The organism is Methylomonas koyamae, assembly GCF_001644025.1.
Lineage (GTDB): Bacteria > Pseudomonadota > Gammaproteobacteria > Methylococcales > Methylomonadaceae > Methylomonas > Methylomonas koyamae_A.
The window spans coordinates 54963-76836 of sequence record NZ_LUUK01000172.1 but is presented as its reverse complement, the minus strand read 5'-3'; the positions used below and the strand labels follow the sequence as shown (position 1 = coordinate 76836).

Here is a 21874-nt window from a genome sequence, read left to right as displayed (position 1 = left end):
TTTGCGACAAAATATTTCCGCAATGATGGGCGTTCCGGTTCAGTTAAATGTGGAAGAGATTCGGAAACCTGAACTAGATGCTTATTTGGTAGCGGAAAGTATCGCTCAGCAACTCGAAAAACGAATTATGTACCGCCGAGCTATGAAAAGAGCTGTTACGAACACAATGCGTTTGGGTGCCGAGGGTATCAAAATTACAGTCGCTGGACGGTTAAATGGTGCGGAGATCGCTAGAACCGAGTGGTATCGCGAAGGTCGAGTTCCTCTTCATACGTTGCGAGCCGATATTGATTACGGTACCGCCGAGGCGAAAACGACTTACGGCATTATCGGTATAAAAGTCTGGATATTTAAAGGTGAGGTGTTCGATATGGACGCCCATACAGCCTCTTTAAATGCCGAAAATAAGAAGTAGTTGAAGGAGTAAATTAGACATGCTTCAACCGAAAAGAACAAAATTTCGAAAACAACATACCGGCAGAAATAACGGCACAGCCTTGCGGGGTTCGTCTGTTAGCTTTGGCGAATATGGCTTAAAGGCGTTAAGTCGTGGTAGAATGACCGCCCGTCAAATCGAGGCGGCACGTCGGGCAATTAGTCGGCACGTAAAACGTGGAGGAAAGATTTGGATCAGAATCTTTCCCGATAAGCCTATCACCAAAAAGCCATTAGAAGTTCGGATGGGTAAAGGTAAAGGTAGCGTGGAATACTGGGTCGCTCAAATTAAGCCTGGTACCATGCTGTTTGAAATTGAGGGTGTTTCCGAGGAGATGGCTAGGGAAGCATTTCAGCTAGCGGCCGCGAAATTGCCGGTAAAAACTACTTTCTCTGCACGGACAATAATGTAATGAAAGCGTCAGAATTACGAACCAAAACAAAAGACGAACTCCTGACAAATCTACTGGAGTTGTCCAGAGAACAATTCAACCTGCGGATGCAAAAAGGCACTGGTCAACTCTCCAAATCCAGCCAAGTAAGGCAAGTCAGAAGGGACATCGCGCGGATCAACACTATTCTTGGCGAAATGGCGCGGGCTTAAATATGAACGAAAATGTAGATAGCGTACGCAAGGTAACAGGACGCGTCGTGAGCAACAAAATGGATAAAACAGCGTCGGTTCTAGTAGAACGATTGGTTAAGCATCCAGTTTACGGTAAATATATAAAACGCTCGACTAAGTTGCTGGTGCACGACGAAAATAACCTCTGCCAAGAGGGAGACATCGTCGCAATAGCCTCGTGCCGCCCTATTTCAAAGCGGAAATCTTTTACGTTGCTGGAAGTAGTTGAGTCTTCAGGCAAATAATTTAAATAAGTTGGGAATTTAAAAATGATTCAGATGCAAACTAGCCTTGACGTCGCCGATAATAGCGGCGCAAAAAAGGTCATGTGTATCAAAGTTCTAGGCGGGTCTCACCGCCGGTACGCCGGAATTGGCGATATTATAAAGGTGAGTGTAAAAGATGCCATGCCAAGAACTCGCGTAAAAAAGGGCGACGTCTATAACGCGTTGGTTGTGCGCACCAAACGAGGTGTGCGCCGTTCCGATGGCTCTGTCATCCGTTTCGACGGCAACGCTGCGGTCATTTTGAATAACCAACTACAACCGATCGGCACCCGCATCTTTGGACCTGTTACGCGTGAACTTAGGGGCGAAAAGTTTATGAAAATTATTTCATTGGCGCCAGAAGTCCTATAAGCGAGGGTTTACAGATGCAAAAAATTAAACAAGGCGACGAAGTAATTGTCATCGTCGGCAAAGACAAGGGTAAGCTAGGAAAAGTTGCGAAAATCCTGGATAACGAAAAAGTCCTGGTTGATGGGATAAATGTGGTAAAGAAACATCAGCGTGGAAATCCGAATTTGGGCGTTTCCGGCGGAATCGTCGATAAGAATTTGCCGGTCCATATTTCAAATGTAGCCCTTTATAACCCAAAAACAAAGAAAGGCGATCGTGTCGGCTTTAAAGTCCTTGATGATGGAAAGAAAGTCAGATTTTTTAAGTCTACAAACGAGAACGTCGAGCTCTAAGGGTAATTAAAAATGGCTAGATTAGAAAAAAAATACAAAGAGGAAATCGTTCCGGCTTTGGTGAACCAGTTCGGTTACAAAAGCGTTATGCAAGTTCCTAAGTTGACCAAAATCACGTTGAATATGGGCGTTGGCGGTGCCATCGCAGATAAAAAAGTGTTGCAATCCGCTGTGGCGGACATGGAAAAAATTTCAGGTCAAAAAGCCGTAGTTACTTTAGCTCGAAAATCAATCGCCGGGTTCAAAATTAGGGACGATATGCCGATTGGTTGTAAGGTTACATTGCGGGCGGATCGCATGTACGAATTTTTAGATCGCTTGATTACAATATCAATTCCTAGGATTCGCGATTTTCGCGGTATGAGTTCTAAAAGTTTCGACGGGCGTGGAAATTATTCGCTCGGTATTAAAGAGCAAATCATTTTCCCCGAAATCGACTATGACAAGATCGATGCACTTCGCGGTATGGATATTTGCATTACGACAACGGCGCAAACAGATGAAGAAGGCTTGGCGCTGTTGAAACTTTTCAATTTTCCATTCAAAAACTAGAGGCGCAACGATAATGGCTAAAAAATCCATGATAGCGCGCGAATCGAAGCGCGCTGGTTTGATAAAAAAATTCGACACAAAAAGAAAAGAGTTAAAAGAAATTATTCGTTCGCCTGGTTCTTCGTTTGACGAAAAAGAGGCTGCTCAATTACAACTTCAAAAACTACCAAGAGACTCCAGCAAGTCGCGGTTACGCAACCGTTGTAACTTGACCGGTCGTCCGCACGGTTTCTACCGTAAATTCGGACTCGGTCGGAACAAATTAAGGGAAGCCGCCATGCGCGGTGACGTTCCTGGTTTGACTAAAGCAAGCTGGTAAGTCCGGTTATAAAAGAGTTTTTGGAGATTAATTTATGAGCATGACAGATCCAATTGCAGACATGCTGACCAGGATAAGAAATGGTCAAGCGGCTGGCAAAAAAAGCGTCAAAGTACCTTCGTCGAAACTTAAATTGGCAATCGCAAAAGTTTTGAAGGAAGAAGGCTACATTAGCGATTATAAAACGGAGGTTAACGGTACGCATACCGAAATGACCGTTGATTTAAAATATCACAACGGCGTCCCTGTAATCGAAAATGTAAAGCGTATTAGTCGTCCCGGCTTGCGTATCTACCGATCAAAAGACCAATTGCCAAAAGTATTGGGCGGATTGGGCATTGCTATCGTTTCTACATCCAGCGGTGTTATGACTGACAGAGCGGCGCGCGCGATCGGTCACGGCGGCGAAATTATCTGCACCGTTTGCTAATCATTCCGAGGTAAGTTATGTCGCGAGTCGCAAATTCGCCGGTTACCGTCCCAGCCGGTGTAGAAATCAAATTGGACGGAAAAAACATGTTAGTTAAAGGTAAGCTGGGTGAATTAGCCTTTACTTTGAACGATGCTGTTGACTTAGAATTGCAGGATAATCTTATCCGAGTGAAGTGGGATGCCGATTGCAAAGGCGCGAAAGCGCATGCGGGCACGACGAGAGCTTCTATTAGCAATATGGTCGTGGGAGTTTCGGACGGCTTTGTTAAAAAAATGCTTTTAGTTGGTGTTGGTTATCGGGCTCAGGTTAAAGAGAACCTACTAACACTAGCGCTCGGTTATTCCAACCCAGTCGAATATCCGATTCCTGACGGGATTACTATCGAGGCGCCAACTCAAACGGAGCTACTGGTTAAAGGGCGCGATAAACAACGAGTTGGACAAGTCGCTTCTGAAATTAGAGCGTTACGTCCACCGGAGCCCTACAAAGGCAAAGGGGTGAGAATCGCCGATGAATATGTCGCTCGCAAAGAAGCTAAGAAGAAATAGGTGAAGTGATGGATAAAAAGTCATCCAGAATGAAAAGAGCGTTGCGCTTACGCTCTAAAATTAAAGCTCTGAAGGTTAATAGGCTAACAATACACCGCACTTCTCAGCACATTTATGCGCAAGTCTTGAGTGCGGACGGAAGGTCCACATTGGCCGCCGCCTCTACGGTTCAAGGCGATATTAAGAGCGCGTTATCCAACACGAGCAATATTAAAGCCGCATCTGAAGTTGGGCGCGTAGTCGCTGAAAGAGCGTTGGCTGCTGGCGTCACCGAAGTCGCGTTTGACCGTTCGGGTTTCAAATATCACGGTCGCGTAAAGGCACTTGCTGATGCCGCCCGCGAAGCCGGACTGAAGTTTTAAGGGGTTATCATGGCAACAGCACCATCTCAAGGTAGTACAGACGGATTACAGGAAAAACTCGTATCGGTAAGGCGGGTTGCAAAAGTAGTGAAAGGCGGACGGGTATTCGGCTTTGCAGCGCTGACCGTGGTTGGCGACGGCGATGGCCGTGTTGGCTACGGGGTTTCCAAAGCGCGCGAAGTTCCGGTCGCCATTCAAAAATCGCTGGAGCAAGCCAGAAAGAACATGCGCAAAGTCGCGCTTATTAACGGCACGTTGCAATATTCCGTCATGTCAGATACGGGGGCTGCGAAGGTTTACATGCAACCGGCTTCGGACGGTACCGGTATTATTGCCGGCGGTGCTATGCGAGCTGTGTTTGAAGTGGTTGGCGTGCACAATGTATTGGCAAAATGCATCGGTACCAGTAACCCGATTAACGTCGTTAGGGCGACTATTAACGGGTTGACCTCGATGAAAGATGCCAAGCAGATCGCCGCTAAACGCGGCCTATCCGTTGAACAAATAACAGGATAAGTATATGTCTGACAAAGTATTGAGCGTCACGATGACCAAAAGCAAGAACGGTCGCTTGAAAAATCACCAAGAGTGTTTGAAAGGGCTTGGGCTGAGGAAAATTAGGCAGACTGTACGAGTCATCGATACCCCCGAGAACCGCGGCATGATTAATAAGGTCGCGTACATGGTTAAGGTCGAGGAAGTCTAATGTTTTTAAATACTATCCAAGCATCCGAAGGTGCTAGAAAAAAAGCGAAACGTGTGGGCCGGGGTATCGGCTGTACTGATGGTAAGACTTGCGGAAGAGGGCATAAAGGTCAAAAGGCACGGGCTGGCGGTTTTCACAAAGTTGGCTTCGAGGGCGGTCAGATGCCATTGCAGCGTCGTCTGCCTAAAGTCGGATTCACGTCTCATCTTAAGAAATTTACCTCTGAAGTAAGGTTGTCAGAAATCAATTCGCTTACTGATGAGATCGTTGATATTCAGGTCTTAATTGCGAACAACGTTGTCCCTGTTTTCACAAAAAAAGTCAAAGTCGTGAACACCGGCGTTGTTAATCGCGTTTTTACGATTAAAGGGTTGGCTGTAACGGCGGGTGCGGTATCAACTATCGAAGCTGCTGGCGGCAAAGTAGAGGCGTAACGTGAGTGCGAAAGGGTTTGATGTGGCAGCCGGCACGTTTCGGTTTGCGGAGTTAAAATCGCGGTTGTTGTTTGTCTTGGGTGCTTTCGTGGTGTATCGCGTAGGTGCTCATATTCCCGTGCCAGGCATCGATCCTAAAGCGCTTGCTACCATGTTTGAGCAGCAGTCGGGTTCTATATTGAACATGTTTAACATGTTCTCTGGCGGGGCTTTGATGCGGCTTAGTTTATTCGCCTTAGGGATCATGCCCTACATTTCAGCCTCTATTATTATGCAGCTGATGACAATAGTCATTCCTGCGATGGAGCAGTTAAAGAAAGAGGGTGAATCCGGTCGTCGTAAGATTTCTCAGTATACCCGCTACGGCACGGTAGTGTTGGCTATGTTTCAATCAGTAGGGATTTCTGTCGCGTTACAAAATCAGACGGCGGGCGGTTTGGCTGTCGTTATACAGCCGGGTATAGGGTTCGTCGTGGTAACCACAATTACGCTGGTCACTGGCACGATATTTTTGATGTGGCTAGGTGAGCAAGTAACCGAGCGGGGCATAGGTAATGGCATATCCCTGCTTATATTCGCAGGTATTGTTTCCGGATTGCCGTCGGCTATCGGAGGGACTCTTGAGCTTGCGAGAACTGGCGAAATGAATGGTGCTTTTATCGTGCTGTTGTTCGTACTCGCAATCATAGTTACGGGGATTGTCGTCTTTGTAGAGCGAGGGCAAAGGCGTATCACAATCAACTACCCAAAGCGTCAGCAAGGGAATAAGGTTTACGGCGGTCAAAGCTCCTTTCTTCCTCTAAAGTTGAACATGGCCGGAGTCATACCGCCTATCTTCGCGTCCAGTATTATTCTGTTTCCAGCCACTATAGCCGGTTGGTTCGGAAACGTCGATGGATTTGCCTGGTTGCAAGACATTTCTTCGGTGTTGTCTCCAGGGCAACCCATTTATGTGCTTTGCTACGCTATTGCTATCGTTTTTTTCTGTTTTTTCTACACGGCTTTGGTGTTCAATTCGAAAGAAACAGCTGAGAATCTGAAAAAGTCCGGGGCTTATCTTCCAGGCATCCGGCCAGGCCAGCATACAACGCACTATATCGATAAAGTCATGACCCGGTTGACATTAATCGGAGCGGTTTATATCACTCTAATTTGCTTGTTACCCGAGTTTTTAATTGTATATTGGAATGTTCCTTTTTCCTTTGGCGGTACTTCTTTGCTGATTATCGTCGTGGTTGTGATGGATTTCATATCGCAGATGCAAACGCATTTGATGTCGCAGCAATACGAAGGATTAATGAAAAAAGCCAATTTGAAAAAGTCTTAACTTAATTTAGGAGTTAGCGATGAAAGTGCGCGCCTCAATAAAAACTATCTGTAAAAGTTGTAAAGTGATCAAGAGAAATGGTGTAGTCCGCGTGATTTGCAAGGACGGACGTCATAAGCAGCGTCAAGGCTAATTTGTTTTTGTGATTTATTTTTCGGAGTGATATAATCCTCCGTTTAACCTAATAGCACTGTGTTTGGAGTATCTGAATGGCTCGTATTGCCGGTATTAACGTGGCTGACCATAAGCATGCGGAGATCGCGTTAACAGCGATTTATGGGATTGGCAGGCAGACTGCTAGAAACATCTGCGATCAAATCGGGGTGTTGCCAACCGTTAAAATTAAAGACTTGACCGAAGAACAAGTTGAAGCAATCCGGAAAGTCATTTCAGGTATGACTGTAGAAGGCGACTTGCGTCGTGAAGTGTCTATGAATATTAAGCGTTTGATGGATTTGGGCTGCTATCGCGGGATCAGGCATCGGCGTGGGCTGCCTCTCAGAGGGCAGCGAACCAGAACCAATGCCAGGACTCGTAAAGGTCCTAGAAAACCAGTTACCAAGTAAGATTTCCAGAAAGGCAAGTTAGATGGCAACCCAAAATCGAGTAAAAAAGCGTGTTAAGAAAGAAGTCGCTGATGGCATAGCTCATGTCCATGCTTCGTTCAACAACACTATTGTTACTATAACTGATCGCAAAGGCAATGCGCTGTCTTGGGCGACGTCCGGAGGCTCAGGCTTTCGCGGATCCAGAAAGAGTACACCCTTCGCTGCTCAGGTAGCCGCCGAAAAGGCTGGCGCTGTTGCTCAGGAATATGGCATGAAAAACCTCGATGTCATGATTAAGGGGCCCGGACCCGGAAGAGAGTCGGCTGTTCGGTCGCTTAACAGCATGGGTTTTAAAATTTCAAACATCGTGGACGTCACTCCCATTCCTCATAATGGCTGCCGTCCACCAAAAAAACGTCGCGTTTAGGATAGTGGAGTAAACAATGGCAAGATATCTTGGCCCTGCTTGTAAACTGAGCCGTAGGGAAGGTACTGATTTATTTTTGAAAAGTAGAGGTAAATCTCTAGAGGCCAAATGTAAGTTAGATCAACGACCCGGGCAGCATGGCGCTAAACGTACAAGAAACTCCGACTACGCGCTGCAGTTAAGGGCGAAGCAACGGTTGCGCAGAATTTACGGCGTCCTGGAAAAGCAATTTAGAAATTACTATAAAGCCGCAGACCAAAAGAAAGGCGCGACTGGTCAGAACTTGCTGAATTTCCTGGAAAGCCGCTTGGATAACGTGGTTTACAGAATGGGTTACGCGGCTACCCGCGCTGAGGCCCGTCAACTGGTATCTCACAAAGCAGTAATTGTGAATGACAAGTTGATCAACATTCCGTCGTTTCAAGTCTCGGTTGGCGACCAAATCAAAATCAGGGAAAAGTCAAAAACTCAGCAACGCATTAAAGATGCGTTGGTCGTCGCTGAACAATACGGGTTCCCGGCTTGGGTAGAAGTGAACGCTAAAGAAATGAGCGGTGTGTTCAAATCCGTACCAGATCGTATCGATTTGGGTTCGGACATCAACGAACAGTTGGTTGTCGAGCTTTACTCCAAGTAAAAAATAAGTCCAGGATTTAATCTATGCAGAGTTCTATTGGCGGCCTTTTAAAACCCAGACTAGTCGAGGTTGTTAACGAAACGGCCAACCACTCAAGAATCGTTATTGAGCCTTTAGAGCGCGGTTTTGGGCATTCTTTGGGTAACGCGTTGCGCCGTGTCATGTTGTCGTCTATACCCGGTTGCGCGGTTACCGAAATCTCGATCGAAGGCGTTTTGCACGAGTTTACTACGCTGGAAGGAGTTCAAGAAGACGTCATCGACATCATTTTGAATTTGAAAAAGCTTGCGGTGGTAGTGCATTCTCGAGACGAAGTCACGTTGACTCTCTCCAAGAAAGGAGTCGGTTCTGTTTCGGCTGGCGACATCGATTTGCCCCATAATGTTGAGATCATAAATCCTGAGCTGGTGATCGCCAATATCACGCAACCGGAATGCGCGCTGAACGTCAAAATTAAGGTTGAGCGTGGTCGCGGTTACGTACCCGCCAGCGTTAGAAAGGAACAAAATGAAGACGCCCCGGTTGGCGTTTTGATGGTCGACTCGTCATTTAGCCCGATTGTTAAGGTTGCATACCACGTCGAGAGTACGCGTGTTGAGCAGCGCACGAACCTGGATCGGTTAGTAATCGAACTGGAAACGAACGGCACAGTTGATCCAGAGCAGGCTATTAAGTTAGCTGCTTCTATTCTCCATGATCAATTGTCGGTTTTTGTTGACTTCGAGAAAGTTAACGAAAGGGTGGAAGAAGAAGTTGTTATCGAAGAAGAAACCTTCGACCCTATCCTATTGCGTCCAGTAGACGATCTGGAGTTGACCGTAAGGTCTGCAAACTGTTTGAAGGCAGAGAATATTTTCTACATCGGGGATCTTATACAGCGCACCGAAGTTGAGCTATTGCGCACCCCTAACTTGGGAAAAAAATCGCTTACCGAAATCAAGGATATCTTGGCCATTAAAGGTCTGTCGCTAGGTATGAGGCTTGAAAACTGGCCGCCAGAGAATTTGGCCGATCAGTCACAATCAGGCATTTGAAATATAAGGCATAAAAATGAGACACCGTAAATCTGGAAGACAGCTTAATAAAAACAGTAGCCACCGTAAAGCCCTATTTAGCAATATGGCCTGTTCGTTGTTTAAGCACGAGTTGATTAAAACTACTTTGCCGAAAGCCAAAGAGTTGCGCATGATTGCTGAACCTCTGATTACCCTTTCGAAAATTGATTCAGTAGCTAAGCGCAGGCAGGCTTTCTCTAAGCTGCGTGACCGTGATGTGGTTACTAAACTGTTTAACGAGCTGGGGCCCCGTTATCAATCTAGAAATGGCGGCTATCTGCGCATCATTAAATGCGGGTTTAGGCCCGGGGACGACGCGCCGATGGCTTATGTCGAATTGGTTGATCGGCCTGAGCCGGCTCAGGCGTCCGCTGAGTAAGCTAGTTTCGAAAGGAACAAAAAAGCCGTGTCGGCCCAAGCCGACGCGGCTTTTTTAGTTTTAGGCCTTGCTGGCCTAATCTATTGAGACTCCTGAAGGGGGCGATTGAGGAGTTCAGGTAGCACACGCCAATTTTCCAGTTTCTGTTCGAAGCTCATCGCGGCATTGGCTGGGCTAGTTGAAGGTAAGCGGTAGCGCTTAATTTTTTCGGTAAACGCCTTGCTATAGTAATGCTTGTTGAATATTTTGTCGGCAGTCGCGCCGTTAAATAATATTGCTTCAATTTTGCCGTGGCTTTCGAAGAAGCTATCGAAGTCATTGATTACGACGCTGGTAAAGTCTATATTGGAATCCATGCTGCCGGGGCGGCGGCATCTCTTCATTACATCCCACAATGCGACGCCCGATAGGGTAAGTTTGTTTAATCGTTCGACATAAGCCGAATCGGGATTGATGCTTAGTAGCTTACAAATGATCGGCCAGAATTGATTCCTGGGATGTGCATAATATTGCTGATCCTGCAAAGAGCGAATGCCGGGTATGCTGCCCAGGACAAGTATTCTGGCATTCTTGTCAGCGATAGCTTCGAAGCTCTCGATTATCGTCATTTGATGAAGATTCCCGTAGATATTTATGTTCTAAATAGATCGTTTATCTGGTTATAGGCTTTAAATGTCATGACTGTGAAGCTGGTTTTAAGCGGTCTGCTTGGCTATCGATATTGCTTATGTCTCGCTCCGGTTCTGCTAGCGATCGATTCTTTGAGGTTTTAGTAGTCAGCGCGTTTGGTTTTAAAGGTCGTCATCCTTGTCGGCGAATTTATCGGATAGCCGCAACAACACCAGTAGCGCGCCCGCGCCACCGTGACTTCTGGGTGCGGAACAGAAAGCTAATACGTCTCGGTGCTGACGTAGCCAAATATTGATGTCGTTTTTTAAAACTGGCAGTTGATCCGGCGAATTGTAGCCTTTGCCATGAATAATCAATAAGCAGCGACAGCCTTTTTCAACGCAACGGTGTAAAAAGTTCAATAGCTGGCTTTGCGCCGAGCGACTACTTAGGCCGTGCAGATCGATTTCGGCGTCTAGGTCGTAATGCCCCTTACGTAGTTTTTTTAATACGTTCTTTTGTACGCCCGGCACGGCGAATAGCATTTGGTCTTCTTGAAATAAACGGGAAGGTACATCGTCCAACGGTATTTCCAAAGGATCGACAATCTCTGGCAATTTAGGTTTCGGCCTGGGAGGCGGGCTCTTATTGGGTCGTAAAATGACCGTGTCGGCTTTGATTTCTTTGACCTTGCCGACGGCCTCGCGAAAAAGCGTGGTCTCTTCAGGCGTTGTGGTTTTTTTTGTCACGTAAGCTGCTGGATTTGCGGTTTTTTTGCTAACATGCGGCAATTTTAAAGCGTTTTATCGCGACATGCATATTCTGATCAGCAACGACGACGGCTATTTGGCGCAGGGCATCAATACCTTGGCCGCAGCTCTCAGACCATTCGCCAAGGTTTCGGTAGTCGCCCCCGATAAGAACCGTAGCGCCGCCAGTAATTCGTTGACGTTGGATATGCCGCTTAGGGCGACCGTGTGCGAGAACGGTTTCGTTCGGGTTGACGGGACGCCTACCGATTGCGTGCATCTAGCCATTACCGGATTGTTGGCGGATGAACCCGATATGGTCTTCGCCGGCATCAATCACGGTGCGAACCTGGGGGATGACGTGATTTACTCGGGGACAGTCGCCGCCGCTACCGAGGGACGTTTTCTCGGATTGCCGGCGGTGGCTATCTCATTGGTTGGGCACAATGCCAAGCATTTCGATACGGCGGCCCAAGTAGCGGTGACTTTGCTAAACAAAATGCAATTTCGGCCTTTGCCGGAGGACACCTTGTTGAATGTCAACGTGCCCGATTTGCCGTTTTCCGAAATTAAGGGCTTCTTGTCTACTCGGCTTGGTCAGCGGCATAAAGCCGAGGCGGTCATTCGCGGATCTGATCCGCGGGGGCAAACCATCTATTGGGTGGGGCCGCCTGGTGCCGAGCAGGATGCCGGTCCCGGAACCGACTTCGACGCCGTTAAGAACGGCTATGTGTCAGTCACTCCGCTACAGCTGGATTTAACTCGCTACGAGCGTTTGGAGGGACTGCGCGACTGGCTGGCATTGGACGCATAAGTATGAGTCGACGAATACAAGGCATCGGTATGACATCGCGGCGCACCCGCGAGCGTATGATCTCCCGGCTACGCCAGCAAGGAATTTCCGATAACAAAGTGTTGGCAGTCATGGCCGACACTCCCCGCCATATTTTCGTCGACGAGGCTTTAGAGAGTCGCGCCTACGAAGATACCGCATTGCCGATTGGGCACAATCAAACGATCTCCCAGCCCTACATCGTCGCGAAAATGACTGAGTTACTGCTGCAATCCGCTGTTCCCACCAAGGTTTTGGAGATCGGTACCGGTTGCGGTTACCAGACGGCTATCCTCGCCAAACTGGTCAGTCAGGTTTACACCGTTGAGCGAATTGCTCCTTTGATGAAAAAAGCACGCGATACCTTATGGGAGTTGAACATCAAGACTGTCGGTTTCAAGCATACCGATGGTGGATGGGGCTGGCCCGAACATGCGCCGTTCGAGGGCATCTTGGCTGCGGCGGCTCCCGCCGAAGTGCCGGAAGCTCTATTGCAACAGTTGGCGGTCGGGGGGGTGCTGGTGATACCGGTCGGTCAAGAGGGGAAGCAGTATTTGCATCGTATTGTGCGTACCGACGAAGGTTATTTGGACGAAGTGATCGAACGCGTCACTTTTGTGCCGTTTCTGTCGGGTGTTACCGGGTAATTCGCGAAAACTTTGCTTGTGGACTCGTGATTCCTGAAGGCGGTAACCATCCGTTGTTACTCGCGAGCAGTTGGTGTTGGCAAACTTGATTACAGGTTTCATTGTGCCGGCGCCAATCCTCTTCTTCGGCGAGATTGCCGGCATCTGGCATACAATGGATGCAATTCAATCGTGTCCGTGATTCCGCTTTGAAAAATAATACCCAATATTCGGTCGGTATCGACTTAGGTACTACCCACACCGTGGTTGCTTACGCCGAGGCCGAAGATCCGCACAAGACCATCCGTCTGTTCGAAATACCTCAATTGATTGCGCCGGGTGAAGTCGATTCCAGGCCTTTGTTGCCGTCGGTGCGATATCACCCGGCGTTTGGCGAGCTTAATGCCGATAGCGGTTTTTTAACGGCCCCCGATGGGGCGGTGCTTGGGGAAGCGGCGCGATTGCTCGGTGCCAAGTCTCACGGCCGGCTGGTGACTAGCGCCAAGAGCTGGTTGTCGCATAATGCTGTCGATCCGGCTGCGGCCATTTTGCCGTGGGGTAGCGACGAGTCGGTGTTCAAGGTTTCTCCGGTGGCCGCGAGCGCTAGCTATCTGCAATATGTTCGTAGCGCATGGGATCAACATTTTCCCCAGGCGCCGTTGTCCAGGCAGAACGTGGTGATCACGGTACCGGCGTCATTCGATGAATCGGCGCGTGCGCTGACCCTGGAGGCCGCCAAGTCCGCCGGCTTGGTGGATGTACGCTTACTGGAAGAGCCTCAGGCGGTTTGTTATGACTGGTTACGTCGGCATGACGGCAAAGTCGCAGCCAGTCTGGCCGGTTGTCGTCTTTTGCTGGTCTGCGACGTCGGTGGAGGCACCACCGACTTGACATTGATTCGCATCGACCACGGTGACGGCGATCCAAAACTCACTCGGATCGGCGTGGGCGATCACTTGATGCTGGGCGGCGACAACATCGATCTAGCGCTCGCGCGTCTAGCCGAAACACGGTTAACCGGGGGTGATAAGAAGCTGTCGGCGGGTGATTTGTCGCAATTACTCGAACAATGCCGGGTAGCAAAAGAACGTCTGTTGGCGGATGCCGCTCCGGAACAATTCGCCGTCACTTTGCTGGGCGGTGGCTCGAAACTCATAGGCGGAGCTCGAAGCAGTTTTCTTACCCGTGACGAAGTGCGACGCATCGCGCTAGACGGATTCTTCCCGCTGTCCGGAATCGAAGAGCGGCCGGACAAAAAACGAAGCGGAATGGTGGAGTTCGGTTTACCGTACGCCCCGGAGCCCGCGATTAGCAAACATATCGCCGCTTTTCTTAAGGCGCATGCCCGAAGCTCGAGAGCAGCGTTGACTGGTACCGGCGAGGGGGCGGAGTTCGCTGGTCCCAGCGAGGTAGTAGACGGCTTGATCGTGCCTGATGCGCTGCTCTTGAATGGTGGTTTATTCCGTAGCCCTGCGCTCGTTACCCGCGCGCTAGAGTTGTTGGGACATTGGCGCGGTGAGCCACCAGTACAATTAGAAAACCTTGATCCGGAATTGGCAGTGGCCTACGGTGCTGTCGCGTATGCGATCGCCCGGCGCGAGCAAAAACTAAAAATCGGCGGTGGCGCGGCCAGGGCCTATTTTTTACTGGTAGACACTGTTAACGATGCGGGAGCTCGATTTACCAAACCTGGCATCTGTATCTTGCCCAAAGGTAGCGAGGAGGGGCGGGAAGTCACATTGACCGCCCGGCAATTTGCGCTACGGATCGGCCAGCCGGTACGTTTCCATCTGATGTCGAATAGCACGGACGCCGATTATCGCCCCGGCGACGTCGTCGAACTTGACGATGACCGTTTTCATGGGCTGCCGCCGCTGGCTGTCGCGTTCGCCGGTGATCAACGAGTGGAAGTCGTCGTGCAGTTGGTGGCGACCTACACTGAAGTCGGCACCTTGCGCTTGCAATGCGTGGCGAAAGCGGATTTGAATCAGCGCTGGGATGTGGAGTTTCAAATAAGAAAAACTGCCCCAACGATCGGTGGAGGGGAGTTGCCGAATCAACTACCGCAAGCCCTAGAAAAGATTCAGGCGGTTTTTGGAGCGAAATCCAGGGACGTTGATCCGCAAGCGGTGAAAACCCTACGTGCCGATCTGGAAAAAATCCTGGGCGCGCCCCGAGCCGATTGGCGCACGCCATTACTGCGCGAGCTTTTCAATGCGCTGCTGGAGGGTGGAAAATATCGGCGGCGAAGCGAGCAGCATGAACGTTTGTGGTTTAGCTTGGTCGGTTTTTGTCTGCGGCCCGGTTTTGGGTATCCGCTCGATGATTGGCGGGTTGAGCAAATATGGAAGTGGTATTGTGACGGACTCCAGTTTGTCAATGAGAAACAAAATTGGACGGAGTGGTGGACCTTGTGGCGGCGCGTGGCGGGAGGATTGCAGGTCGAGGCTCAGCAGCGCTTGTTCGGCGACGTTGCTAAATTTATAAACCCCGCCACGGCTCGTCAAGCGGGCCTCGCCAAACAATTGATGACGCGTGGGTACGAAGATATGGTGCGCTTGGCCGCAGGTCTTGAGCGTTTGCCTGTCGCAGATAAAACTCAGCTTGGTGAATGGCTGTTGAAACGGCTGGAAAAGGCTGGAGAGCCCGAACAAAGTTGGTGGGCGCTTGGCCGGGTTGGCGCGCGCGTCTTGTTTCATGGTAGCAATCACGAGGTAATTCCGTCGGATACCGTGTCGAAGTGGTTGCACCGGTTATTGGCGGTAGATTGGAAAAAGCAATCTCAAGCCGGTTTCGCCGCCGCATTACTCGCGCGCCGCTGCGACGATCGTGTCCGCGATATCGACGACCATTTGCGCGCCTTGGTGCAGGACAAACTCAAGCAGGCCAAAGCGCCTGTCTCCTGGCAACAAATAGTTTCCGACTACATACCGCTCGACGAGCAGCAAGAACGGCAAATATTCGGAGAGGCGTTGCCTCCAGGTCTTAAACTGCTTGAAGAGCATTAACCGGGCTGTAGCTAAATTGCGAAGTTGTCAATAGCTGCTTGATGGTTCCCTGTTAGTATTGTCGGCAAAACCACAAATTCACGGCGGATATCTGTCCATTTTTAAAAATTGGGCTAAACTCGACAGCGTTTTATGTCGTCGTAATTCCTAATCCAGTCATGTATGGAGCGAGTAAACCATCTCCAGCTTGACCGCTAGATCGGCACAGGCGGAACGCACAGGGGCGGCAAGCGAGTTTGCAGCTAACGACGAGTATCCGGCAATCGAAAATGGATGGTCGGCGGGACGGTCAATCATCGGAACAGCCTAGCTTGCATGTAGGCGGCTTTCCAGGAACTCAGTAAAGTAGGTGGGCTATGGCTTCGGTAATTTCATTATTCACCACGGCGCAAATCGCCGGACTAAGCACAGATGCTGTAGCAGCGCTAACCACCGAGGACATGCAGGCTCTGAGTACTGCTCAGATCGTCGCATTTACCACTGTTCAATTTCCGGTATTCAACAGCCTGCAGATTGATGCGTTGAGCACGGCGCAAATCGTCGCCATCGAAACCGCCGATATTGCAGTGATGAGTACGCTAGCCCTATCTTCCGGGCTATCCAGCAGCGACTTCGCCGCGCTGAGCACCCAACAAATCGTCGCGCTGAGCACCGCCCAAGCCTTCGGGTTGAAAACCAGCCAAGTGGCCGCGCTGACCACCCAACAAGTGGCCGCGCTGGAAACCGCCGACCTGGTGGGCCTGGGTACCAGCAATGCCGCATCGCTGACCACCGCCGGCATCGTCGCGCTGACCACCGCCCAAGCGGCGGCCCTGGCCACCGCCCAAATCGCCGGGCTGACCACCCGCCAAATCGCCGCGCTGGAAACCGCCGACCTGGCCGCGCTGAGCACCGCCCAAGCCGCCGCGCTCAAATCCCATCAAGCCGCCGCGCTGACCACCGGCCAAGTCGCCAACCTAATCACCGCCGACCTGGCCGCGCTCAGCACCCTGGCGCTGAGCAACCTGACCACCGCCGGCATCGTCGCCCTGACCACCGCCCAAGCGGCGGCGTTGACCACCGCCCAAATCGCCGGGCTAACCACCCAACAAGTGGCCGCGCTGGAAACCGCCGACCTGGCCGCGCTAGGCACCGCCCAAGCCGCCGCGCTCAAATCCAACCAAGCCGCCGCGCTGAGCACCGCCCAAGCCGTCAACCTGGAGACCGCCGACCTGGCCGCGCTGACCACGCTGACCCTGAGCGGACTGACCACCGCCAGCACCGCCGCGCTGAGCACCCAACAAATCGTCGCGCTGAGCACCGCCCAAGCCTTCGGGTTGAAAACCAGCCAAGTGGCCGCGCTGACCACCCAACAAGTGGCCGCGCTGGAAACCGCCGACCTGGTGGGCCTGGGTACCAGCAATGCCGCATCGCTGACCACCGCCGGCATCGTCGCGCTGACCACCGCCCAAGCGGCGGCGCTGGCCACCGCGCAGGTGCGGGCCTTGACTACTAGGCAGGTCTCAACTCTGGAAACCGCCGATTTGGCCGCATTTACGACGGCTCAAGTGGTTGCGCTGGCGACTAATCAGATCGTCGCGTTGACGACTGCGCAGGTGGTTAGCATGGAAACGGCGGATGTGGCCGCATTGACCACCAGCCAATTTATTAAGTTGGAGACCGCCGACATTCAGGCGCTATCTACCGCGCAGATTTTCGGTTTAACCACCGCTCAAGTTTGCGCGATGACCGACGCCCAAGAGCTTGCGCTGACAACGGCCCAGTTGAACGCGATGACCACCGCGCAATTGAACGCGTTGTTTACGACACCGTTGGTGCTGGATCTGAATGGCGACGGTATCTCGACTTTAAGTCGAGCAGCCGGCGTGAGTTTCGATATCGACGCCGACGGTAGTCGGGAGACGGTGGGTTGGGTCGGCAGCGGCGACGGTTTGCTTGCGATCGATACCAATCGAGACGGGGTCATCAATGACGGTTCGGAATTGTTCGGGTCCGCGACCCGGCTCGCTGACGGTCAGACCGCCGCCGACGGTTACGCCGCATTGCGAGCCCTAGATAGTAATCAAGACGGTTGGATTAGCGCCGACGATAACGCATTCAAGGAATTGAAGGTCTGGACCGACAACAATGCCGACGGCTTAAGCCAAGCCGACGAGTTGCATAGCTTGACCGAGCTTGGCATTAGTCGGTTGGGTGTGAACGCCGAGACCACCTCTTCTCTGGATAACGGTAACTGGATAGGCTTGACTTCGAGTTACGAAACCGTCGACGGTGACAACCGCGCGATGGTCGATGTCTGGTTTGCGAAGAGCGATCAGGCTAATCCAGAAGCGGATTTGAGAGCCAACGTCAATCGCCTGGCCCAAGCGATTAGCAGCTTTACCGATGCTGACAGCGGTAATGCGTTACCCGTGACACCCGGTTTGCCGAGCGGCTCGGAAAGCGTGTCCGCCAACCCGGCATCGCTTGCGACGCTCGCCCTTGCGGATACCCTCAAGCAATTCGACGCCAATGGCAACCCGCTGGCGTTGGCGGCCACACCGTCGCAGACCGCGCGGACAGGCGTCACGCCGTCGCTGCCTGGTCTCGACGATCCAGCCAGCGGCTATCTCGCCAGCAAAGGCAAATAAACGCGTTACCTTCAAACAACAGGCATCGGGAGTTCGCTCCCGATGCCTTTTTTATGTCGTTTGCGTTATTTGGCTGATAGCGGCGGCATTGCAACACCATGATGTCCGGCCGGTTGTGTTTTCCAGTTATCATGCCGGGTTTGGCGTATAGCACTAGCGGGTATCACACTCTACATGGCTGACAAGTTTCAACATTCGGTTATTCAATGTTTGACCGCGATCGCCCAGCATCACGGCATACAGATCAATCCGGAACGGCTGATCGACGAGTATGCACTGGAAGCCAAGGAACCCAATGCGGCGATGTTGCAGCGTATTGCTGCCGATATAGGGCTGAAAATCAAGATTGCCCGCTTAAGCTGGCAGACTTTGCTAGCGCAAACCGGCGTTTTCCCAATCATGGCCAGACTGCGGGACGGCGGCGCCGTGATTGTGGTCGGCATCAAGAAAGAAGCGCCGGAACAGGTGGCGATCCTCGATCCGCTGGCCGGCGACGCGGCCGTGACCTATTTGGACCGCGAGCAATGGTGGGAACGTTGGTCCGGCGAAGTGGTGCTTCTGAAGCGCCACCACGCCCTAGGCGATCCGAATCAGCCGTTTGGTTTGCGCTGGTTCATTCCGGAAATCCTGAAGCAGAAGGCGGCTTTTCGGGACATTGCCGTGGCCGCGTTCGCGATGCATTTTTTAGGGTTGGCCTCCCCGATCTTCTTTCAGTTGGTCATCGATAAAGTGTTGGTTCACCAGAGTCTATCCACGCTCTGGGTCTTGGGCATCGGTGTGATGCTGGCCTTGGTGTTCGATTCGATATTCGGCTACCTTCGCCAGTTGTTGACCTTGGCGGCCACCAACAAAATCGACATGCGCCTGACGCGGCGCGCCTTCGCGCAATTATTGTCGCTACCGATCGATTATTTCGAGACCACCACCGCCGGCGTCATTACTCGCCACATGCACCAATTGGAAGGCATACGCCAATTTCTGACCGGGCGGCTGTTCTTTACCGCGCTGGACGTGTTGGCGCTGCTGATATTTCTGCCGATTTTGTTCGCTTATTCGGTCAAGCTGGCGATGATCGTGTTGGGGTTTTCGGTGGTGATCGCGGCGATTATCGCGGTCTTGCTGCCCAGTTACCGGCGCCGGTTGGATGCCTTGTACAGTGCCGAGGGCAAGCGCCAGGCCTTGCTGGTCGAAACCATACACGGCATGCGTACCGTCAAGGCGCTGGCGATCGAACCGATGCAACGGCGGATCTGGGACCAATTTTCCGCGCAGTCCATCACGATGCATTTTCGGGTCGGCAAATTGTCGATCGCCGGCGGAACCATCACCGATTTCCTCGGTAAGCTGTTGCCGATCGTCATCATTGTTATCGGCGCTCAAGACGTGTTCGATCAGACCTTGTCGGTCGGCGCCTTGATTGCGTTTCAAATGTTGTCCAGCCGGGTCAGCTCGCCGTTGTTGCAAATCGTCGGCTTGATCAACGAATATCAACAAACGGCGCTGTCGGTGCGGATGCTCGGCGAGATCATGAACCGCGCCCCGGAAGGCCGGTCCGGCGCCGGCGGTTTGCGGCCGCAATTGGCCGGCGCCATCGCCTTCGACGCGGTGGCTTTTCGCTATCCGGGGTCCAGCGTCGCGGCGCTGGATAGAGCCAGCTTCACGATCCCGGCCGGCAAGGTGATCGGCATTGTCGGCCGGAGCGGCTCCGGTAAAACCACGCTGACCAAACTGATCCAAGGTTTGTATCCGGTGCAGGAAGGCATTATTCGTTTCGATGGCGTGGACATGCGCGAAATCGATTTGTCTCATTTGCGGCGGCAAATCGGCGTGGTGCTGCAGGAGAATTTCTTGTTTCGCGGCAGCGTCCGCGAGAATATTTCGGTTACCCAGCCGGGCGCCAGTTTCGAAGACATCGTCGCGGTAGCGCAGGCCGCCGGCGCCGACGAGTTCATCGAACGCTTGCCGCAAGGCTACGATACCTTGCTGGAAGAAAACGCCGCCAACCTGAGCGGCGGGCAAAAGCAGCGGTTGTCGATCGCCCGCGCTTTGCTGTCGCGGCCGCGAATATTGATCCTCGACGAAGCCGCCAGCGCCCTGGACCCGGAAAGCGAGGCGATCTTTATCCGCAACCTGTCCCGCATCGCCGTCGGCCGCACCGTGATTATGATTTCCCACCGTTTATCGACGCTGGTCAACGCCCACGGGATCTTAGTGATGCAGCAAGGCAAGTTGGTGGACAGCGGTCGCCACCAGGACTTATTAAGCCGCTGCGATACCTATCGGCAATTATGGAACCAACAAACCAGTCATCTGTGAAACCCGGCGTTCCGAATAAGCACGCCACCGACGAACTGGCGGTGGACTTCCTGCCGGATGCCGACGAAATCGAGCGCAGTCCGTTGCCGCGCCAGGCCCGCGCCACGCTGTACGTGCTGTTGACGGCCTTGCTGGGCTTTTTGCTGTGGGCTATTTACTCGGACGTCGATCGGGTCGTGGTCGCGCGGGGTCGCCTGGTCACACCGCTGCCCAATATCGTCGTGCAGCCGCTGGAAACCTCGATCATCGCCAGCCTGGACGTGCGGGTCGGCCAAATCGTCCACAAGGGTCAGCAATTGGCGACTCTGGACCCGACCTTCGCCGAAGCCGATCAGGCCCAGTTACGGATACGTCTGGATAGTTTAAACACCCAAGTGCAACGTCTGAATGCCGAACTGTCCGGGGCCAAGTCGGCCGATGCCGAATCGGACACGGCCGACCGGCAATTGCAGGCGCAACTGGACGCCGAACGCAAAGCCAATTATCAGGCCCAGCAAAAGCAGCTCTCGGAAAAAATTCAACAACTGCATGCCGGGATTACGACTAATCTACGCGATCAGCAAGCGCTATCTGCAAGGGTCAAGCCGCTGCTGGAGATCGAGGAAATGCAGAACAACTTGGTCAACCGCCATTACGGCGCGCGCGTGCAAATGCTGGAAGCCCAGGAGAAGCGCATGGAAGTCGAGCGCGATTTACAGTTGGCAAAGAACCGCGAACAGGAATTGAAGCGGGAGCTGGCCGCGCTGGAGGCCGAAAAGGCGGCCTTCGATAAAGGCTGGCGGCAAAAAACCATGGAAGATTTGCTGGCGACTCAGCGCGAGCGCGACGAGGTTAACGAACAACTGCAAAAAGCCGAAAAACGCCACAAACTGGTCACGTTGGTATCGCCGGCCGAAGCCGTGGTGCTGGATGTCGCGAAATTGTCGCTGAGTTCGGTAGCCAAGGCCGCCGAACCGCTGTTTACGCTGGTGCCGTTGGAGGCCGAATTGGAAGCCGAAGTCGAGATCGATTCGCTGGACGTCGGCTACGTCAAACCGGGCGATCTGGCTAGGCTGAAACTGGACGCCTATCCCTTCCAACTGCACGGTACCTTGGATGCCACGGTGCGGACGCTGAGCGAGGACGCGTTTCGCCGCGAATCGGCCGGTCCCGGCATGGAGGCCTATTACGCCAGCCGCTTGGCCTTGGGCGAAGGGCGGCTAAAGAACCTGCCCGGCCAAGCCAGATTGTTGCCGGGCATGACCTTGACCGCCGAAATCGTGGTCGGCAAGCGTTCGGTGATTTCTTACCTGCTCTGGCCGCTGACCAAGGCGCTGGACGAATCGATACAAGAACCCTGATGGCACA

29 protein-coding genes are annotated in these 21874 nt (G+C 52.1%); 27 read left to right on the top strand and 2 right to left on the bottom strand.

All coding sequences use genetic code 11. From position 1 onward, the window contains the following. The 21 genes from rpsC to rplQ all read left to right on the top strand — a co-directional run. A partial coding sequence (gene rpsC / locus A1355_RS13395) for a 30S ribosomal protein S3 (protein ID WP_064028929.1) occupies positions 1 to 415 on the top strand: 415 nt, incomplete at its 5' end. Between the two features lie 19 nt (positions 416 to 434). Continuing rightward, complete coding sequence (gene rplP, locus A1355_RS13390) at positions 435 to 848, top strand: 50S ribosomal protein L16 (RefSeq protein WP_064028927.1); 414 nt, start codon at positions 435 to 437, stop codon at positions 846 to 848. After that, positions 848 to 1039, top strand: a complete 192-nt coding sequence (gene rpmC / locus A1355_RS13385; RefSeq protein ID WP_064028925.1) for a 50S ribosomal protein L29 — start codon at positions 848 to 850, stop codon at positions 1037 to 1039. The genes rplP and rpmC overlap by 1 nt, the downstream gene beginning before the upstream one ends. Before the next feature lie 2 nt (positions 1040 to 1041). Next, positions 1042 to 1305, top strand: a complete 264-nt coding sequence (rpsQ, locus tag A1355_RS13380; RefSeq protein WP_064028923.1) for a 30S ribosomal protein S17 — start codon at positions 1042 to 1044, stop codon at positions 1303 to 1305. Between the two features lie 24 nt (positions 1306 to 1329). Further along, positions 1330 to 1698 (top strand): 50S ribosomal protein L14, encoded by a 369-nt coding sequence (gene rplN / locus A1355_RS13375; protein WP_064028920.1) that lies wholly within the window; start codon positions 1330 to 1332, stop codon positions 1696 to 1698. A 14-nt stretch (positions 1699 to 1712) separates the two neighbouring features. Then, positions 1713 to 2030: a 50S ribosomal protein L24 gene (gene rplX / locus A1355_RS13370; RefSeq protein ID WP_064028918.1), complete on the top strand. Its 318-nt coding sequence runs from the start codon at positions 1713 to 1715 to the stop codon at positions 2028 to 2030. A 12-nt stretch (positions 2031 to 2042) separates the two neighbouring features. Then, the gene (rplE, locus tag A1355_RS13365; RefSeq protein WP_064028916.1) at positions 2043 to 2582 is read left to right on the top strand and encodes a 50S ribosomal protein L5; all 540 of its coding nucleotides are present in this window, start codon (positions 2043 to 2045) and stop codon (positions 2580 to 2582) included. Between the two features lie 13 nt (positions 2583 to 2595). Continuing rightward, positions 2596 to 2901, top strand: a complete 306-nt coding sequence (gene rpsN, locus A1355_RS13360) for a 30S ribosomal protein S14 (protein ID WP_064028913.1) — start codon at positions 2596 to 2598, stop codon at positions 2899 to 2901. Between the two features lie 34 nt (positions 2902 to 2935). After that, positions 2936 to 3331: a 30S ribosomal protein S8 gene (rpsH, locus tag A1355_RS13355; RefSeq protein WP_064028911.1), complete on the top strand. Its 396-nt coding sequence runs from the start codon at positions 2936 to 2938 to the stop codon at positions 3329 to 3331. 17 nt (positions 3332 to 3348) lie between these two features. After that, positions 3349 to 3882, top strand: coding sequence for a 50S ribosomal protein L6 (gene rplF / locus A1355_RS13350; RefSeq protein WP_064028908.1), 534 nt, complete (start codon positions 3349 to 3351; stop codon positions 3880 to 3882). An 8-nt stretch (positions 3883 to 3890) separates the two neighbouring features. After that, positions 3891 to 4244, top strand: a complete 354-nt coding sequence (rplR, locus tag A1355_RS13345; protein WP_064028906.1) for a 50S ribosomal protein L18 — start codon at positions 3891 to 3893, stop codon at positions 4242 to 4244. A gap of 9 nt (positions 4245 to 4253) precedes the next feature. Next, positions 4254 to 4760, top strand: a complete 507-nt coding sequence (gene rpsE, locus A1355_RS13340; protein ID WP_064028903.1) for a 30S ribosomal protein S5 — start codon at positions 4254 to 4256, stop codon at positions 4758 to 4760. A gap of 4 nt (positions 4761 to 4764) precedes the next feature. Beyond that, positions 4765 to 4950 (top strand): 50S ribosomal protein L30, encoded by a 186-nt coding sequence (gene rpmD, locus A1355_RS13335; RefSeq protein WP_064028900.1) that lies wholly within the window; start codon positions 4765 to 4767, stop codon positions 4948 to 4950. Next, positions 4950 to 5384: a 50S ribosomal protein L15 gene (gene rplO, locus A1355_RS13330; RefSeq protein ID WP_064028898.1), complete on the top strand. Its 435-nt coding sequence runs from the start codon at positions 4950 to 4952 to the stop codon at positions 5382 to 5384. Before rpmD ends, rplO begins: the two co-directional genes overlap by 1 nt. Position 5385: 1 nt before the next feature. Then, a complete protein-coding gene (gene secY / locus A1355_RS13325) occupies positions 5386 to 6711 on the top strand; it encodes a preprotein translocase subunit SecY (protein WP_175463714.1) in 1326 nt (441 codons plus the stop codon). Positions 6712 to 6730: 19 nt separating this feature from the next. Then, the gene (gene rpmJ, locus A1355_RS24615) at positions 6731 to 6844 is read left to right on the top strand and encodes a 50S ribosomal protein L36 (protein ID WP_082885534.1); all 114 of its coding nucleotides are present in this window, start codon (positions 6731 to 6733) and stop codon (positions 6842 to 6844) included. A 76-nt stretch (positions 6845 to 6920) separates the two neighbouring features. Then, positions 6921 to 7277 (top strand): 30S ribosomal protein S13, encoded by a 357-nt coding sequence (gene rpsM, locus A1355_RS13320; protein ID WP_064028896.1) that lies wholly within the window; start codon positions 6921 to 6923, stop codon positions 7275 to 7277. Positions 7278 to 7299: 22 nt separating this feature from the next. After that, a complete protein-coding gene (gene rpsK / locus A1355_RS13315) occupies positions 7300 to 7686 on the top strand; it encodes a 30S ribosomal protein S11 (RefSeq protein ID WP_064028894.1) in 387 nt (128 codons plus the stop codon). A gap of 16 nt (positions 7687 to 7702) precedes the next feature. Next, the gene (rpsD, locus tag A1355_RS13310; protein ID WP_064028892.1) at positions 7703 to 8323 is read left to right on the top strand and encodes a 30S ribosomal protein S4; all 621 of its coding nucleotides are present in this window, start codon (positions 7703 to 7705) and stop codon (positions 8321 to 8323) included. A 23-nt stretch (positions 8324 to 8346) separates the two neighbouring features. Then, positions 8347 to 9357 carry a DNA-directed RNA polymerase subunit alpha gene (locus A1355_RS13305; protein WP_064028889.1) on the top strand — a complete coding sequence of 337 codons (1011 nt, stop codon included), beginning with the start codon at positions 8347 to 8349 and terminating at the stop codon, positions 9355 to 9357. A gap of 16 nt (positions 9358 to 9373) precedes the next feature. After that, positions 9374 to 9757: a 50S ribosomal protein L17 gene (rplQ, locus tag A1355_RS13300; protein WP_064028887.1), complete on the top strand. Its 384-nt coding sequence runs from the start codon at positions 9374 to 9376 to the stop codon at positions 9755 to 9757. A gap of 80 nt (positions 9758 to 9837) precedes the next feature. Here rplQ and A1355_RS13295 read toward each other — a convergent pair whose 3' ends face one another. Together A1355_RS13295 and A1355_RS13290 are read right to left on the bottom strand one after the other, a co-directional pair. Then, positions 9838 to 10365 (bottom strand): DNA-deoxyinosine glycosylase, encoded by a 528-nt coding sequence (locus A1355_RS13295; RefSeq protein WP_064028885.1) that lies wholly within the window; start codon positions 10363 to 10365, stop codon positions 9838 to 9840. A gap of 183 nt (positions 10366 to 10548) precedes the next feature. After that, a complete protein-coding gene (locus A1355_RS13290) occupies positions 10549 to 11115 on the bottom strand; it encodes a Smr/MutS family protein (RefSeq protein WP_064028936.1) in 567 nt (188 codons plus the stop codon). A 64-nt stretch (positions 11116 to 11179) separates the two neighbouring features. Between A1355_RS13290 and surE the strand changes: the two genes are divergently transcribed. The 6 genes from surE to A1355_RS13260 all read left to right on the top strand — a co-directional run bounded on the left by surE (position 11180) and on the right by A1355_RS13260 (position 21867). Then, positions 11180 to 11929, top strand: coding sequence for a 5'/3'-nucleotidase SurE (gene surE, locus A1355_RS13285; protein ID WP_064028882.1), 750 nt, complete (start codon positions 11180 to 11182; stop codon positions 11927 to 11929). After that, complete coding sequence (locus A1355_RS13280; RefSeq protein WP_396643636.1) at positions 11917 to 12594, top strand: protein-L-isoaspartate(D-aspartate) O-methyltransferase; 678 nt, start codon at positions 11917 to 11919, stop codon at positions 12592 to 12594. The genes surE and A1355_RS13280 overlap by 13 nt, the downstream gene beginning before the upstream one ends. A gap of 158 nt (positions 12595 to 12752) precedes the next feature. Further along, complete coding sequence (locus tag A1355_RS13275; RefSeq protein ID WP_064028878.1) at positions 12753 to 15581, top strand: Hsp70 family protein; 2829 nt, start codon at positions 12753 to 12755, stop codon at positions 15579 to 15581. A 356-nt stretch (positions 15582 to 15937) separates the two neighbouring features. Beyond that, positions 15938 to 18211 carry a hypothetical protein gene (locus A1355_RS13270; protein WP_064028876.1) on the top strand — a complete coding sequence of 758 codons (2274 nt, stop codon included), beginning with the start codon at positions 15938 to 15940 and terminating at the stop codon, positions 18209 to 18211. Positions 18212 to 18385: 174 nt separating this feature from the next. Continuing rightward, on the top strand, positions 18386 to 20527 hold the full coding sequence (locus A1355_RS13265) for a peptidase domain-containing ABC transporter (protein ID WP_064028874.1): 2142 nt from the start codon (positions 18386 to 18388) through the stop codon (positions 20525 to 20527). Then, positions 20524 to 21867, top strand: coding sequence for an HlyD family type I secretion periplasmic adaptor subunit (locus A1355_RS13260; protein WP_197471806.1), 1344 nt, complete (start codon positions 20524 to 20526; stop codon positions 21865 to 21867). Before A1355_RS13265 ends, A1355_RS13260 begins: the two co-directional genes overlap by 4 nt. The last annotated feature ends 7 nt before the right edge of the window (positions 21868 to 21874 follow it).